General features: G+C 40.6%; 16 protein-coding genes. 10 read left to right on the forward strand and 6 right to left on the reverse strand.

All coding sequences use genetic code 11. The annotated features are described in order from the left end of the window. Positions 1 to 69 precede the first annotated feature (69 nt). Both B5X77_RS14860 and B5X77_RS14865 read left to right on the forward strand, forming a co-directional pair. Entirely contained in the window at positions 70 to 1,272 is a 1,203-nt protein-coding gene (locus B5X77_RS14860; RefSeq protein ID WP_139378367.1) for a TolB family protein, read from the forward strand. Positions 1,273 to 1,385: 113 nt separating this feature from the next. Further along, entirely contained in the window at positions 1,386 to 1,847 is a 462-nt protein-coding gene (locus B5X77_RS14865) for a GNAT family N-acetyltransferase (protein ID WP_079508751.1), read from the forward strand. 42 nt (positions 1,848 to 1,889) lie between these two features. Here the strand turns inward: B5X77_RS14865 and B5X77_RS14870 are convergent, their stop codons facing one another. After that, positions 1,890 to 2,708, reverse strand: coding sequence for an MBL fold metallo-hydrolase (locus B5X77_RS14870; RefSeq protein ID WP_176167417.1), 819 nt, complete (start codon positions 2,706 to 2,708; stop codon positions 1,890 to 1,892). Positions 2,709 to 3,389: 681 nt separating this feature from the next. Here B5X77_RS14870 and B5X77_RS14880 point away from each other — a divergent pair. Then, complete coding sequence (locus B5X77_RS14880; RefSeq protein ID WP_079508754.1) at positions 3,390 to 3,800, forward strand: hypothetical protein; 411 nt, start codon at positions 3,390 to 3,392, stop codon at positions 3,798 to 3,800. 307 nt (positions 3,801 to 4,107) lie between these two features. Beyond that, complete coding sequence (locus B5X77_RS14885) at positions 4,108 to 4,899, forward strand: phosphotransferase (protein ID WP_079508755.1); 792 nt, start codon at positions 4,108 to 4,110, stop codon at positions 4,897 to 4,899. A 56-nt stretch (positions 4,900 to 4,955) separates the two neighbouring features. On the opposite strand, the gene B5X77_RS14890 is transcribed toward B5X77_RS14885, so the two are convergent. Then, entirely contained in the window at positions 4,956 to 5,426 is a 471-nt protein-coding gene (locus B5X77_RS14890; protein ID WP_079508756.1) for a DinB family protein, read from the reverse strand. A gap of 220 nt (positions 5,427 to 5,646) precedes the next feature. Between B5X77_RS14890 and B5X77_RS14895 the strand changes: the two genes are divergently transcribed. Together B5X77_RS14895 and B5X77_RS14905 are read left to right on the forward strand one after the other, a co-directional pair. Next, entirely contained in the window at positions 5,647 to 6,291 is a 645-nt protein-coding gene (locus B5X77_RS14895) for an HAD family hydrolase (protein WP_079508757.1), read from the forward strand. A 643-nt stretch (positions 6,292 to 6,934) separates the two neighbouring features. Then, the gene (locus tag B5X77_RS14905) at positions 6,935 to 7,381 is read left to right on the forward strand and encodes a hypothetical protein (protein ID WP_079508759.1); all 447 of its coding nucleotides are present in this window, start codon (positions 6,935 to 6,937) and stop codon (positions 7,379 to 7,381) included. Between the two features lie 45 nt (positions 7,382 to 7,426). Here B5X77_RS14905 and B5X77_RS14910 read toward each other — a convergent pair whose 3' ends face one another. From B5X77_RS14910 to B5X77_RS14925, 4 genes are all read right to left on the reverse strand, one after another. Further along, positions 7,427 to 8,542 carry a DUF4179 domain-containing protein gene (locus B5X77_RS14910; protein WP_079508760.1) on the reverse strand — a complete coding sequence of 372 codons (1,116 nt, stop codon included), beginning with the start codon at positions 8,540 to 8,542 and terminating at the stop codon, positions 7,427 to 7,429. Next, positions 8,532 to 9,110 (reverse strand): RNA polymerase sigma factor, encoded by a 579-nt coding sequence (locus B5X77_RS14915; RefSeq protein ID WP_176167332.1) that lies wholly within the window; start codon positions 9,108 to 9,110, stop codon positions 8,532 to 8,534. Before B5X77_RS14915 ends, B5X77_RS14910 begins: the two co-directional genes overlap by 11 nt. A 1,375-nt stretch (positions 9,111 to 10,485) precedes the next feature. Next, the gene (locus B5X77_RS14920) at positions 10,486 to 11,421 is read right to left on the reverse strand and encodes an endonuclease I family protein (RefSeq protein ID WP_079508762.1); all 936 of its coding nucleotides are present in this window, start codon (positions 11,419 to 11,421) and stop codon (positions 10,486 to 10,488) included. Positions 11,422 to 11,536: 115 nt separating this feature from the next. Next, entirely contained in the window at positions 11,537 to 12,583 is a 1,047-nt protein-coding gene (locus tag B5X77_RS14925) for an NAD(P)/FAD-dependent oxidoreductase (protein ID WP_079508763.1), read from the reverse strand. Between the two features lie 172 nt (positions 12,584 to 12,755). Here B5X77_RS14925 and B5X77_RS14930 point away from each other — a divergent pair, with 172 nt between their 5' ends. From B5X77_RS14930 to B5X77_RS14945, 4 genes are all read left to right on the forward strand, one after another. Beyond that, positions 12,756 to 13,601 carry an ABC transporter ATP-binding protein gene (locus tag B5X77_RS14930; protein WP_079508764.1) on the forward strand — a complete coding sequence of 282 codons (846 nt, stop codon included), beginning with the start codon at positions 12,756 to 12,758 and terminating at the stop codon, positions 13,599 to 13,601. Then, the gene (locus tag B5X77_RS14935; protein WP_079508765.1) at positions 13,552 to 14,472 is read left to right on the forward strand and encodes an iron-hydroxamate ABC transporter substrate-binding protein; all 921 of its coding nucleotides are present in this window, start codon (positions 13,552 to 13,554) and stop codon (positions 14,470 to 14,472) included. Before B5X77_RS14930 ends, B5X77_RS14935 begins: the two co-directional genes overlap by 50 nt. 61 nt (positions 14,473 to 14,533) lie before the next feature. Further along, complete coding sequence (locus tag B5X77_RS14940; protein WP_079508766.1) at positions 14,534 to 15,541, forward strand: FecCD family ABC transporter permease; 1,008 nt, start codon at positions 14,534 to 14,536, stop codon at positions 15,539 to 15,541. Beyond that, positions 15,538 to 16,545, forward strand: coding sequence for a FecCD family ABC transporter permease (locus B5X77_RS14945; protein WP_079508767.1), 1,008 nt, complete (start codon positions 15,538 to 15,540; stop codon positions 16,543 to 16,545). Before B5X77_RS14940 ends, B5X77_RS14945 begins: the two co-directional genes overlap by 4 nt. Positions 16,546 to 16,601: the final 56 nt, after the last annotated feature.

Genomic DNA, 16,601 nt, shown 5'->3' on the forward strand with positions numbered 1-16,601 from the left:
AAGAGAAATAACCACTCTAAAAGAATCCTTGTCATTTAACAGGACACTCTATAAAGAGGAGGGATGATCTTGAGGTTGAAAGTATTACTTGTTGTGTTCATTAGTTTTCTTTTATCGATGGAAGTTAGTGCTGAAGCACCGCTCACTGCTGCTTTTGTCCGTGATCATCAGTTATGGATCAAAACGGGAGACCAGGAAATACAGGTGACCAGGGGCCGATATGTGCTTTCACCCAAATGGTCGTATGATGGACGGTTCATTGCATATATAGATGGGGATGAAAAGGGTGAGAAATCAGACTTGTACATTTATGATACCAAGGAAAAAGAGAACTATCAGCCTTACCAGATAGAAACCTCTGATTTTAAATGGTCACCGATTCAAAATCAAATAGCTTATAATTCTCATGGTGTATTAAATGTGACCAAAATGAACAATGGCAGGCCAATGGGCTTCGAGAACGTATCCCTGGGGGTGAGCGGGTTCGAATGGTTTCCGAATGGGAGAGAATTCATTGTTTCCTCACAATCAAGTTTGCGTCCGACCGGTTGGGGCCCGATACCACTCTATAAAATACCGGTCAACGCAAACCTGGATAAAAATAAAGTAGAACCATTTTATACGATTGTGACAAATGAAAACGAATTGTTTGGCATAGATGCTGACTTTTTTAAGTGGAGCCATGATGGCAAATGGGTCGCGTTCATTGTTTTACCAACTGCCTCATGGTCGATGGATAGCAACAAACTATGTGTCATCTCCAATGAAGGGGAACAATTTCAAGCTGTTGGAAATATGCTTAGAAATGAACACTGGCTCAAATGGGCACCATCGGCAAATCAACTTGCGTACATTTCTGGAGAAGGAAGGTTCTTAGTGGAAAACAAGAAGGCCACAATCGCAGACATGCCGACAGCAATCCAGCAAAAACAGTATACACCAGAAGGACATGTCGATCTTGATTTGGAATGGTACTCTCCGAACAAGGTAATTGTAGCTCGGGCGAAAGAAAATAAAGAATGGAATGAGGGCCCTGTTCCCACGATGTTAACTGCCCTATATACCATTGATTTAAAAACGGAAGATCAGAGACAAATTTCCCGTCCAGAGAAAAACGAATACGACCGGCAGCCACAATCAGTCGGAAGATTTATCACTTGGATACGAAGCAATAGGAAAAGGAAAGATTTGTGGATGAAGGAGGGAGTGAACGGTCAAGAGTATAAATGGATTAAAAATATCGATTCAGCTCCTGTCTTTTTAAAGCGCTGAAAAAGAAAAACAACCAACTGCGTTAGTCCATGGAGGATTAACGCCATTTTTGTGGAATTATTTTTATTAAAACAATGAAGAGGAATGAGCCTTAGGATAAAGGAGGCAACAGTTTGAATATTCATTACTCCATTTTCAATTCAGCACCAAATGATGAGATTTCAGCTGGGCTAATTAAATTGCACGGGAAAATTTTCGGCGCCTCAGAGGATTTGATCGAAAAAATGGCAGCGAAACCTGAATTAATGGTGATAATCGCACAGGCCGGTGATAATGTAATTGGATATAAAATTGGTTATGAACTGTCCAGCGAGAAATATTATAGCTGGTTAGGCGGGGTGGATCCCGATTTTAGGAGACATGGCATTGCAGCTGAATTAATGAAGAGGCAGCATAAGCTTTTGCTGGAAAAAGGATACAGGATTGTCCAAACAAAAACGATGAATAAATGGCGTAATATGCTGGTACTGAATATTAAAAATGGATTTGATGTGATTGATACCCAGATTGATGAGAAGGGTATACATAAAATTCTCCTTGAAAAGCAATTGGCCAGTGAAAGAAGCAATGAGTGATAAAAAAAGAAATAGGCCTGCCTGAAAGGCAAGCCTTAGTTACTATTTTTCACCATCAACAAACTTTCCGTAGTCTGGGATCGCAATGTCATCGAATTCGTCAACCAGTTTTCTGAGATTTTCTCTTAATGTTCCTGCTGCCATAGGGATTCCGTGGCCGGTAATGGCATAAGATGGCTGCAGGGCTTCCAGTTTTTGAACTGATGTCCTCCCTGATTCCCAGTCAGGTGTCAAGTAACGTGGCGGGCCGCTAATTTCCTGTTCCTGAGTCATAACACTGTATAGGGATTCCTGTTTGACCGTCACAAAAGCATCCCCTGCAATCAGAACACGGTCGGATTCCCTGAATAATGAAACATGGCCAGGTGTATGCCCTGGAGTATGAAGCCACTTCCAGCCAGACATATGCTGCACCGTGCCATCTTCATTAAGAGCCTGAACATTTGTTCCAAGGTCAATCCCTTCATGCGGAAAAGCAGGTGAGATCTTAGCAACAAGACCGCCTTCTACACTTGCATCAGGCTTTGGATAATCTTTTTGGCCTGTTAAATAAGGAAGCTCGAGTGGATGTGCAAAAACAGGAACCTGCCAGTGCTCAATCAGGTCGATAATCGCGCCAACATGGTCAAAGTGTCCATGTGTAAGAATGATTGCCTTTGGCCTAGCTCCTTCTCCAAAGATATCCTCTGCCGCTTGGATGATTTTATCAGCTGACTTAGGCATCCCTGCATCAACAAGCACCCAGTCCCCTGGTTCCTCGGAAATCTGGACAAAACACAGGTTTACGATTTGGACAGTAAGGCTGTATACACCCTCTGCGCCATTCTGAATCATCCCGCTCATTGTAGAAGTCATAGGCATATAACGTTCAGTTGAAGAGCTCTCTTTCACTAAAATAACCTCCCATATGTGAGCATCTTTTTGAGTATACCCTGTGTAAAGTCTTAGTATGCTTTTGGTTCTTTATTGGTCTGGTTCTTTATATTTTTTTTATAAAACTCAGTAAGGAGCGATAAATTATATATAAATTACTGCTTTTGCTTGTTATATCCATTAGTTAGGGTTTCTGACTGGCTGCAATGCAGACGGAGGCAGAGTGACTGTTAGAAATGTTCTTATTCAAGAAGGTAATGCAGATATCCTGAAATATAATGGATTGATATATAGTAATGTTACTGAGCTACATTGGTTTAAAGAAATAATGGAAAAAAAGAAAAAAGGAAAGAAAATCGGGGAGATCAAAAAAGTTACGAAAATTCAGTTGTTTTTTTACGGACTTATCAGCTACAAAGTTACCAAAAGGCACATTAATATACGACACGGATGATGGAGATACAGGGATAATTTATGTAGATACAGAGAATGGGGAAGTATTGTATTATGCAGTTACTTGAAGGATAAGGCTTCTTTCAGTGATCGATTAAGTTTATAAAGTAAAGTGGTCATGGCTGCAAAAGAGTAATTCAAAAAAGGGACACTTTAAATAACATAGGAACAGGCATACTATGGAAAAGGCTATTTTTCATTGAGGTGGAAATAGTGTTGACTATTGATAATATGGAAAAACAGCTTGCTTCAAAAGTAGGCAAAAGTAAAATGGACATACCATATGTCTGGAGTGTCTTTAAGGAGTTTGCTAAAGAGGAATTAGAAGGCGAGGAAGAAAAAGTAATTTTATTTCAATGTGGTGTATTTAACTTTACTGGAGAAAACCGATTTTATTTTGATTTTGTAAGACAGTTTACGAGTGAAGACGGTGGAACACTACAATTACATTGTGAGTATGTCTTTGAACCCGATAACCAGTTAAAGAAAATAGAGACCTCCATTTGGTACTTTGAAAGTGATGGAGATTTGGAAGATTACTTTGCAGAAATCGAAAATCTGAATGAATTTAAAATCCCTTTAAATTATATGCCTTCTGAGATGAATCTTTATCTGGAAGAGGTTTAGTAAGGGAAAGAAAGAAAAGGAAGATAAAAATGTCTCGATATTTAATTGGTATAATAATGGTGATCTCATGAGTTCTGCTTCTAGTTATTTCCTATGGTAAGGAGATTAATGATGTTGAACAAACATTGGTAATCGCTTATTCGTTTCTGATTTTTGTCATTATATACATAGTTTATAAAGCGGGGCGTAAAACGTGATACTCCTTGTTTTGGTGAGCCAACAAAACATCATGAAGCAGATAAGTAAAACAATGGAAATATACTGGGTTAGTGTCTGCATTTTATAAAAAATGAAAGGTAATATTAAAATGCCAAACTACGAAAATGAAGAAATACTAACAGGTGGCAATGTCACAAACGTATACCGTTCGGGATTTACTGTTAGAAGAGAATTAAAACCAAACGGTACGAAGATTCACAAGCTGTTAAAGCATCTGGAAGGGAAAGGCTATAGTTATGCGCCTAAATATTTCGGTATTGATGAAAAAGGCAGAGAGGTCTTATCTTATATTGAAGGAGAAGCCGGAAATTATCCTTTGAAAAAATATATGCTGTCCAACGATGTTTTAAGAGAAATAGCTAAGATGCTCCGTCTTTATCATGATGCTGTGAGTGATTTTTTTATTGAAGAAAGTTGGCAACCGATAGATAACACACCTCAGCCATTTGAGGTAATATGCCATAATGATTTTGCCATATACAACATTATTTTTTATCAAATGAAACCAGTAGGCATTATTGATTTTGATGTTGCCGGACCTGGTCCACGGCTTTGGGATATCGCCTATACTCTATTCACCTGTGTCCCTTTAAGCAGGTTTTATCGTTCGGAAAAAGATGGGATGGTTCATTATAACGCATCCCTTCATGCCCGGTGTATAAAAGAAAGGGTCAAATTATTTTTTGATTCATACGGTATGAAGATGGAAGCAACATATTTAGAGATGGTATTGCTTAGATTAGAAGGATTATGTAAAACAATAATCAGAAAAGCCCAGGAAGGCAATATTGCGTTTCAAAAAATGATCGAACAAGGTCACGTCGAACATTATAGAAGCGATATTGAATTTATTCGTGAACATGGACGGGATTGGATTTAAAGGCATTGCCAACTGCAATGCCTCATAATATCTTCCAATAGTAGGTATAACTTAGTTTATGAGTAATTCCTTATAATTAAATCCGACGAAACAGGTTTTATATCTATCTCACGTGACCAAATTGATAGTTGGCCAATATGATGGATTTCGTGCGTGACAATATGCATGAGTATTTTTCCGTAAGTAAATGAATGAATCGTTCCTCTGTTATTTTTTATTTCTACTACAATATCCTCATAGTCACTAGGCAAATTCATTATGAAATCTTTTGTAACTTTTGTTGTGAATTCCGAGTAGTTTATCACATCATCCAACTGAGTTATGGAGTTACGTTCAGGATAATTATAAGATTCTTCATGCATGTAATTTATCCATAACAATTCACAATCGATTATATGGATCAGGTTTTCCAGGATGCTTCCCATTCCTCCAATTCTGGCTGCATTTAAGTCTTCTGCGGTTAAACTCTGACCCCATCTAAACCAATCTTCTCTTACCTGCCAATTATATAAAAATAAGTCCAGCAAAAATGGTCCCTCCTTAATACATATATGAATTATTTTACCAATAAAAACACTTTATTTGGTATAATTTGTTAATGTAGCTTGACCTTGTTTCTAGTGGAACATGCATTGTGAAGGAAAAAGGCATTAAGCTTAGGAATAACTGTTTTCACAGCGATGTCAAACAGAAGCAAATGGTCTTGTATGCAAGAAAAAAATATAGGATGTGATTGTTATTAAAGCAATGATCTTTGATTTTGATGGCACGCTAGCTGATACTTTGCCTGTGTGCTTCCTGGCATTTCAATCAGTTTTTAAGGAATTTGATGACCGTGAAGTCACCCCAGAGGAAATCAAAGCCATGTTTGGACCCTCTGAAACTGGTATTATTCGAGAAAACCTAACGAGCACTGATCATGAAAAAGCTATTGATTTATATTATGAAGTCTATAGGGAGCGACATGAAAAAATCGTCCAAGATAATGAAGAAATAAATAACTTACTTAAACTGTTAAAAACAGAGGGATATAAGCTTGGAATAGTGACTGGAAAAGCAAGAAAAAGCCTGGATATCTCTTTGGAGTGTCTGGGGTTAACTAACTTCTTTGATGTAATTATTACGGGTGATGACGTGGAGAATCCTAAACCCCATCCTGAGGGGATTAATAGAGCATTGGATTATTTGAATTTATCTGCCAATGAGGCGGTTTTCCTGGGAGATAGTGACGCAGATATTATGGCTGGCCTGCAAGCGAATGTAAAGACAATAGGAGTGCATTGGCTGCCTAATTACCAGACAGTTGAATTTAGTATTCAACCAAATAAAATTTATACAAATATAAAGGATTTCATTGAATCACTTTCGGAAAACAAGATGAAAAGCACATAAAATTTTAGGCTGCGAACAAAGCGTTTTCCTGCATTGAAATATATTTCTCCAGACAATATAAACTTCATTTCTCCTTGTGGAACTTAGTTTTATTCGAGAGCTTTCCTATGAAAGGGGCAGTTTATGTCAACAAAAAGGATGTTCTATAGATTATTTATGAGTGAATTGATATTTTTGGGCCTTTGTATCTTGCTATTTGTTGCACACCTGGCTTTTTGGTTAGATGATATTGGAATAGCTGAGAGAGTTTTAAATATTTATCTTACTTCGTCATTAGTACCTATATATATTCTTTTGACTATTTACTCACTTGTAATTCTAACGTTTACAGTGCAACTATATAAGCAATTAAGAGCTCTTCAAAAATCCAATTATAGTAACAGCCGAAGAGCATTTATTCTAATACTGGCTGGTCATTTTCTGGCATTCAGTTTTTCCTCAATATTCGTGTTTGTCCAAGATCCTAACAGTATGGCAACTGTTATTCCCAGCTTATTCAGTCTATATTTTGCAATAATGTTTTTACTGCGAGTCGCATTGATTTTTAAACTTTTTGTTAGGAGAAATAATGGAATAGTCGAAGTTTAATTGGGTTGGGTTGCATTTTTAGTTAATTTCTTCAGTAAAAAGGGTGAGAAACAGAATGACGGAAATAACCTTCCTTGCTTCTTCCAGGAAATTAGAAATACCCAGGGAAATTGAAGAATACAATTTTGAAAGGGAAGAAGGTTTTGCAGTCCATAAGATTGAGGATTATTGGAAGAACAAATTGGATGGGTTATTTTCTATGCCTTACATTTATGAAGCATTTGGGGTAGGCAATAAGCGATTCTTGAGATACCTTGAAGTGCAAATGCAAATAGGGGATGTATTTGAAATATATCATGTTAGAAGTCAAAATCAGTTTGATGAATTCCGAAGAAGGATGGAAGAAGCTCCAGAACCGATTGAAGTAAACGCGGGGAGTTATACTTACACAGACAGTTATGGGACTTATCTATTAAATCCAAAAAGGTGGATAGAGGAATTAAGTCATCGGAATTATATTTCAGAGCATGGGATTACTACATTCGTTAAGTATGATTCATAGTCTTCAAATAAAAAAGAGCAAAGGAAAGTTCCTTTGCTCAAATTTTTATCTAAAACTTCTTTTCCCATCTTCGATAATAAACTCTTTTTTATCTTTAGTTCTTACAACTATTTTATATGGATCTTGCTTTACCTGTGGCCATATTTCTTCCGACTTGATAAAGTCCTCGGCCATTGTGTAAAGGTCACTTGCCTGGTCGGCTGCTCCTTCATCGGTACTCTTCATTTTCATTGTAATGAAAATTGTCATTAAGCCATCTTCACTTTTATGGCCGACACCGGAGACTTTATATTTTTTATAAGTCATAAATTCATGAGCGATTCCTGAAACTGCATTACCCCAGCGTGCATACTGCTCACGCTTCGCTAAATTAAACTTCCTGATTTTGACCTCTATATTGTGCTTGTTGTTCGCAGCCAGGGCCTCTTCTACAGCCGTTTTTATTTCATCCACTTTCTCCTGCTTTTCATTACTTGGGAACTCGAGTTCCACCGTATTAGTTCCAAACATAATACTATTTTTAAACTCATATGGCTTTAGGGCAGACTGGACAATTTCAAATACTTCTTCACTTTCCTTTTCGATTTGTGCTTGCTCCCTCTTCCATTTTTCTGAAGGCTCTCGATACTGTCTTACTTTTATATAATAGTCCTCGATTCTCGTTCCTTTAAATTCGTTGCTCTTTACAATAGAGAGCCCGATTTTTCTTACACCAGGTTCCATTTCGTTAACCTGCTTTTCAGAAGCATCCAGTGAAACCGTTATTCCTTCGTTTTTGCCGCCGACATATTGGTTCACTTGCTTAACAGGATAACCTTCTTTTTTCAATGCCTGAGTCAACTCTTCTGTAAGGTCTTGATGGTGGTTATCATAAATTGAGCTTAACGGCGGAATTTTTGCTACCATTTTTGCCATCGTAGGAGAAACAAAGCCAGCTCCAATGATGAGCAAGAAGCTTGCAGCCGCGGAGGCTGTAGCCACACCAGCTTTTTTCCACAATGTCCATTGGTTTTTCAACTTTTTATTGAATGCTTCGATTTCTCGGTGAACCTGGTCTTTTCGTGCCTCAGAAAATTCACCAGCTTTAAATCGACCAGGCAATTCTTTTGTGAAATTTTCTAGTGAAACGGGGGTCTGAAATTCATCCTTATCATATCCCATAAGACTTCTCCTCCATTAGAAAGTGATGATCTTTTTTCATAAGCTCTTTAAGCCTTTTCCGGCCACGGGCCAATCTGGTTTTTACAGTATTGCTATTTTCATTGAGAATCAGGCTGATTTCATTTACTGAAAAATTTTCAAAATAAAACAGCATCAATGGGACGCGTTGTTCATCTTTTAGGGTGGTGATCAGCTGGAGCAGTTCTTGTCTTGTTTCCTTTTCAACTGCCTTTTCCTGTGCAGAACCTGATTTCATTTTGGAAACGGCCTCGGAGTTGTTGTCTATATCAGTGAACTGGGTCCGTTTTTGCTTCCGATAAACATCTATAGAACGGGTATAAACTAGCCGGTAAAACCAGGCTTTAAAGTTACGGATTTCCACCCCCCGCATAATGCTGAGATAGCAATCCTCGAGGGCAATCTGGACAGCATCCTCAGCCAATTCCCGAGAATTAAGGATTAGATAAGCGGTTCTATAGGCAGATGAAAGAAGACTTCCAACGAGAGAGCTGAATGCATCTCCATCTCCTGCCCTGATTTTATTTAGTAATTTCTGTTCCTCACTCAACTGGGCAACCTCCATTTGTAATTTTCACAAGTATGTCGTTCATAGGGGGTGTTTTGGTTTCATTTTTCGAAAAAAATTTATTCAGGATTAAGTGATTAGTATGTAATAACTTTACCAAAAATTAACTCAAAAAGGGTTGATAATTATTAGTCGGGGAGGGGTGTTGTGAAGTACGGGGAGCATGTCCTCATCATAGGGTAGATGAGAGAATCACGGTAACAAGTTGAAGGAACATGTGCCCGAAACGGTGTGGATTAAAGTATCACGGTAACAAGTTGGAGGAACATGTGCCCGAAACAGTGTGTATTAGAGAATCCCGGTAACAAGTTGAAGGAACATGTGCCCGAAACAGTGTGGATGAGAGAATCACGGTAACAAGTTGAAGGAACATGTGCCCGAAACGGTGTGGATGAGAGAATCCCGGTAACAAGTTGGAGGAACATGTGCCCGAAACGGTGTGGATGAGAGAATCACGGGAACAAGTTGGAGGAACATGTGCCCGAAACAGTGAGGATTAGAGAATCACGGTAACAAGTTGAAGGAACATGTGCCCGAAACAGTGTGGATGAGAGAATCACGGTAACAAGTTGAAGGAACATGAGCCCGAAACGGTGTGGATTAGAGAAACACGGTAACAAGTTGAAGGAACATGTGCCCGAAACGGTGTAGATGAGAGAATCCCGGTAACAAGTTGGAGGAACATGAGCCCGAAACGGTGTGTATTAGAGAATCCCGGTAACAAGTTGGAGGAACATGTGCCCGAAACAGTGTGGATGAGAGAATCACGGTAACAAGTTGGAGGAACATGTGCCCGAAACAGTGAGGATTAGAGAATCACGGTAACAAGTTGAAGGAACATGTGCCCGAAACGGTGTGGATGAGAGAATCCCGGTAACAAGTTGGAGAAACATGTGCCCGAAACGGTGTGGATGAGAGAATCACGGTAACAAGTTGAAGGAACATGTGCCCGAAACGGTGTGGATGAGAGAATCACGGGAACAAGGTTGAGGGACATCTGCCCGAAACGGTATAGAGAATCACGGTAACAAGTTGGAGAAACATGTGCCCGAAACAGTGAGGATTAGAGAATCACGGTAACAAGTTGAAGGAACATGTGCCCGAAACGGTGTGGATGAGAGAATCCCGGTAACAAGTTGGAGGAACATGTGCCCGAAACGGTGTGGATGAGAGAATCACGGTAACAAGTTGAAGGAACATGTGCCCGAAACGGTGTGGATGAGAGAATCACGGGAACAAGGTTGAGGGACATCTGCCCGAAACGGTATAGATTAGAGAATCACGATAACAAGTGGGAAGAAATTGTGCCCATAAGCAAAGCTGAACCGATAAACGTGTCGGTTCAGCTTTGCTTGTGTCACCATGTAAAATGGATCTTCTTTGCCAAATCGGGAAAGTCAATAAATGGATTGCGATTTCCCTGGATATAGTAGATTGCCTGGTTCCGGTGCTTTTCATGAATGGTGGGGGGGAATTCTTCATTCCAGCGGACAAGTAAAGGGATGTTGACTTTTTTCCTGAATTCGTTTTTCACTCTTTTGGGGTACCTGAGAAAAAAATAAAGCATCGCTCTTGCGGTTGCGCCTTTTCCATGCTCGGGTTCGAATTCCAATCCTGTACTGACTCCGCAGTTGTTTTTGACAGGTTCATTGTCTGATTCGGGATTGTAAAAATCAAAGTCGGTAAAAGGGAAGTTAGACCTCGTTATATTGCAGGCCGGGTCGCAGACAAATAAGTGGTGTAAATCACCCTTCATCGGTTCAGCGCCCTCAAACCAGGATTGGGGAACAATATGCTCGGTGTTCATCTTGAAATGATCCTCAAATACCTTCAATTCTTTGATGGAATCAAACCCATTCACCTGGATGGCCCGCGATCGTCTTCTAAATTCGTCGTACTTCTGCCGCAGTGTTTCGTTATCCTCGATAAGCAAAGATTCTGGATCCTTTCTTTGGCTGGAATAAATGCTTTTCGCGGTCCCATCCGGATACAGGTCCACCCATGTATACAGGTACAAATCCTTGGCAAGGAAGTAAGGGAGCTGGTTCTTATGGGATTGGAATACGATTGTATCGAATTTGTAGAAAAGGGCAAGCCCGGATAAATCGAGGTCCTGTGCACCACGATAATACTCTTCTGTGTCAAGCTTATCCTGAACAGGATCATAATAAAGCTGCTGATTGTTCTGGATATCCCGCCGGTTGTCCTTAAGGATCGTCAGCAGCTTTTTAAGATCAAGTGATTCGTACTTCTGTTCCCAATGCTCCTGTCGCTGTTTTTTATATTTTGACATAGCGGACTCCTCATTCTTGTCGTCATCGTATCCTTATTTTACCCTTTTCCGGATTGTCCTTCAAAGACAATAGGGGATAAAATGCTCAAACAATGAATGAAATTTAAGAAGCAAATTAGTTGATGAACTGCAGAATCAATTCTTTGTTTCTCTCTGAAAAAACTTTGTTGTGGGATGATACCATAGCTGATTCGGTAGCATTAGGCTCGATGAATTGCTTTGCCTGATTCACGGCATTTGCTGCATCCTGGAATGTCCCAGCTATCAAATTCAGTTTCCCTTCATGCTTTAAAATATCTCCGGCTGCAAATAAGCCTGGTACAGATGTTTCACTTGTGGGTGTTCCAGCAATATAAAAATCATCGACCATGCTTGGTTCAAGCTCGCTATTCTGAAGCAATGAGGCATCCTGATCAAATCCGTGATTAACCAGAACATCATCGACAGGCAGACGCTGGATTTCACCAGTATCCTGATTGGTTATTTCAACAAATTCAATGGAAGTACGGCTTTGGTCAGCGATTAAATTAGTAATGCATGATTGGAAGATAAATTCCACAGAACTGTTCATCAGCTGGGTAACCTGTGATTCATGTCCGGAAAAACAATCTCTCCTATGAATCAGGTAAACTTTCTTTGCCACTGGTTCGAGGGCGTTCGCCCAATCGATTGCAGAATTGCCTCCACCTGATATGACGATGGTCCGATGTTTGAAATATTTGAGCGAATTGACCATATAGTGGAGATTTGATACCTCAAATTTTTCCGCGCCGTCAACCTTGAGCTTTTGCGGCTTCAAGATTCCGCTTCCAATCGCAACGACAACCGATTTTGAATAGTGGATTCTACCTGATGCTGCTTTTAATAAAAATAAACCCTGTTCCTTGCTGATAGATTCAATTTTTTCATTCAAAACAATCTCAGGGCTGAAAGTCATCGCCTGATCCTTTAGTTGCTGTATCAATTTTGCACCGGTAATTGGGCCAACTCCACCTACATCCCAGATCACTTTTTCAGGATAGACTTGAATTTTCCCGCCAAGGTCTGGCTGGGCTTCAATAACCTTTGTCTTCATCTCACGCAGTCCGGCATAAAAGGCAGAATATAATCCGGCAGGCCCGCCGCCGATTATCGTAATCTCGTAGATTTCATTATTTTCCACTGTAAACACTCCTCGAAATTAATTCGATTGTATTCGGTAATAAAATGGTGAAAAATGAATTTTTCACAAATCTGTCATTGACTGATAAAAATAATAGCTTTATAGTATTCATTGTAAACGACATTGATAATCATTATCAACGATAAAATGAAAAACTTTGGAGGAATGATGAATGGTCCGCTTATACACAGACCAATTGTCCGTTGGTTATGGGGAACGAACAATCGTAAATAACCTGACTTTAGACATCCCGGATCAGCAAATCACGATCATCATAGGCCCCAATGGCTGCGGTAAATCCACTTTGCTGAAATCAATGTCTCGTATCATTCCCCATCAGTCTGGCTCGATTTACTTTGATGGTTCAAGTATCTCTAAAGAAGATACAAAAAGCCTCGCAAGAAAGATGGCGATTCTTCCTCAAACACCGGAAAGTGCGGCCGGTCTTACGGTAGGGGAATTGGTGTCATATGGCCGCTATCCTTATCAAAAAGGATTCGGAAGGCTGACGAAAAAGGATATCGAAGTCATTGATTGGGCTCTAGAGGTGACCGGAACGGCTAGTTATAAATACGAGCCGGTCGATTCATTATCAGGAGGCCAGCGGCAGCGTGTCTGGATAGCACTCGCACTAGCACAGGAGACAGAAATGATCTTCCTTGATGAACCGACGACTTATCTGGACATGGCTCATCAGTTAGAAATCCTGGAGCTCCTCCAAAAGCTGAACAAAGAGCAGGACAGGACAATTGTGATGGTGCTTCATGACTTGAACCATGCAGCACGATTCGCGGATCACCTTGTTGCCCTGAAAGAGGGCAGTATTGTGAAAACAGGAACAAGTGAAGAAGTCATCAATAAGGAAGTGCTGAGGCAAGTCTTTAGCATTGATGCCGAAATCGGGAGAGATCCCCGTACAAATAAGCCGATTTGCATCACGTACAACTTACTAAAAGGAGAAGAAGAAAATGAAGAAACTACTTATGCCATTCCTGCTTATGCTGGTGCTCGTTATTAGTGCATGCGGAGCAGAAGAAAAGAAAGAAAGTTCAAGTGGGAAAAAAGAAGAAGATAAGCCGCAGACCATTACTTATGAATCTGAAAATGGTCCTGTAGAAGTACCTGCAAATCCGGAAAGAGTTATCGTCCTTTCTTCATTTGCCGGAAATGTCATGGCTCTTGATGTGCCAATTGTGGGGGTTGACTCCTGGTCAAAGAAGAATCCGCGATTTGAAAAATTAAAGGGCGTCGAAGAAGTGACAGATGAAAACCTGGAGAAAATCATTGAATTAAACCCAGACCTGATTATTGGTCTTTCCAATATCAAAAACGTCGATAAGCTGAAGGAAATTGCGCCTACTGTATCTTATACATACGGAAAGCTTGGTTACCTTGAACAGCATCTGGAAATCGGCAAGGTCTTAAATAAAGAAAATGAAGCAAAAAAGTGGATTGATAATTTCAAAGCAGAATCAAAAGCTGCCGGCAAAGAAATCAAGGCAAAAATCGGTGACGATGCAACTGTTTCTGTAATTGAAAACTTCGACAAGGAACTTTATGTGTTTGGTGATAACTGGGCAAGGGGAACAGAAATCCTTTATCAGGAAATGGGATTGAATATGCCTGAAAAAGTAAAAGAAGCAGCACTAAAGCCTGGATATTACGCAATTTCCCCGGAAGTGTTGTCCGAATACGCTGGTGATTATGTTGTTTTCAGCAAGAATGCAGAGGGAGATACGTCCTTCCAGCAAACCGAGACTTATAAAAATATCCCTGCTGTAAAAAATAACCGTGTATTCGAAGTAAATGCGAAGGAGTTTTATTTCAACGATCCTTTAACACTTGAATATCAACTGGAATTCTTTAAAAAATCATTCTTGGAACAATAATAACTAGCAGGAGGAATTCTTCGAGGATTCCTCTTCTTGCTATCAGAAAGATGAGATGTAAATGATCAACCAACACAGCTCGCTCCCCATGTTCATAAAGTTCGTTGCCGGTATCCTTATCCTGGCCGTCAGTTTCATGACGGCTATGGTTTTTGGTGCAGCTGATACGAGCATCAAGGAAATCTGGCTGGCGCTTACTTCAACTGTTAAAACAGATACAATTACCATGATCAGAGAAATCCGGCTGCCGAGGGAGGTTGCGGCTATTTTCGTTGGATCTGCCTTATCTGTAGCTGGTGCGATCATGCAGGGATTGACGAGAAACCCGCTGGCTGATCCAGGATTGCTGGGTCTGACAGCCGGCGCAAACGCAGCTTTGGCACTGGTAATGGCGCTTCGTCCGGAGGCTGGCTATCTGGCAATCACGATTGCTTGTTTTATCGGAGCAGCTGTAGGTGTAGTGCTTGTTTTTGGTATTGGCGCACTGAAGAAAGGCGGATTTTCTCCTTTGCGCATCGTCCTGGCTGGTGCCGCGGTTTCGGCCTTTTTATTTGCGGTCGCCGAGGGAATCGGACTCTATTTTAAAATTTCAAAAGATGTGTCTATGTGGACTGCCGGCGGCCTCATGGGCACGTCATGGACTCAGCTGAAGATTATTATTCCGTTCATTTTGATAGGGATGCTTGTTTCTTTTTATTTATCGAGGCAATTGACCATTTTAAGCTTGAGTGAAGAAGTGGCAGTAGGACTTGGCCAGAAGACAAATTTGATTAAACTCGTTTTATTCATCGTGATTGTTTTACTGGCAGGATCCTCTGTCGCGCTAGTAGGGAACATGGCCTTTATCGGACTGATGGTACCGCATATCGTCAGGATGATTGTCGGTAATGATTATCGGTTTGTCCTGCCGATGTCAGCCTTACTCGGTGCCTCGTTCTTGCTGATTGCAGATACGCTGGGGCGAACAATCAACGCTCCTTATGAGACACCGATCTATGCGATTATTTCATTGCTCGGACTGCCGTTCTTCCTGTTCATTGTCCGTAAAGGAGGGAAGAGCTTCACATGATTCATCCGTCTATTGTTAAAAAACAAAGAATCATAGTTGCGACTTTATTTGTTTTAATCGTATTAACCATAATTGCGAGTCTTGGACTTGGCTATTCTTCCGTCTCCTATGGCAGGATTTTGCCGACAATATTCGAGAATGGCACTTTTAAAGAAGAGTTTGTTTTGTTTGAGATTAGACTTCCAAGAATTATCGTTACGCTCCTTGGCGGGATGGCACTCGCAATTTCGGGGTCGATTTTACAGGGTTTGACACGGAATGATTTAGCTGATCCAGGAATTATCGGAATCAACTCCGGAGCAGGACTGGGAATTGCTGTGTTCTTTCTCTTCTTCCCAATTGACGCCGCTTCGTTTGCCTATATGCTGCCAATTGTCGCCTTCTGTGGTGCCTTAATGACTGCGGTACTGATTTATTTATTCTCGTATAAAAAGGGAATCGGGCTTCAGCCTGTAAGATTGATTCTAGTCGGAATTGGGTTTTCGATGGCATTATCAGGGGCAATGATTGTCATTATTTCGGCAGCAGAAAGACAAAAAGTTGATTTCATTGCCCGCTGGCTCGCCGGAAATATCTGGGGAACGGACTGGCCATTCATCGCGGCTCTTTTGCCATGGCTTCTGATTTTGATCCCTTTCACACTGTATAAGGCTAATCGCTTGAACCTGCTAACTTTAAGCGATCCTGTCGCCATCGGAGTAGGAGTATCCATTGAAAAGGAAAGAATTATCCTTTTATTGACGGCTGTTGCCCTGGCAGCTTCTGCTGTTTCGGTCACAGGGGGAATCGCTTTTATCGGATTAATGGCCCCGCATCTTGCGAAGGCGCTCATTGGACCACGGAACCAATTGTTTTTGCCAATCGCGGTTTTGATTGGCGGCTGGCTGTTACTGTTTGCTGACACTATTGGCCGAAACCTCCTGGAGCCAGAAGGAATCCCAGCGGGCATCATGACAGCCTTGATTGGTGCACCGTACTTCGTGTATTTGCTTTTGAAAAAATAGTTATTCATGCTGTTGGGCCCATTGCCCGGCAGTTTTTTTGTTAAGGGCTTAAACCT

The sequence above is a fragment of the Mesobacillus jeotgali genome, from assembly GCF_900166585.1.
In the GTDB taxonomy this organism is placed as follows: Bacteria; Bacillota; Bacilli; order Bacillales; family Cytobacillaceae; genus Mesobacillus; species Mesobacillus jeotgali_A.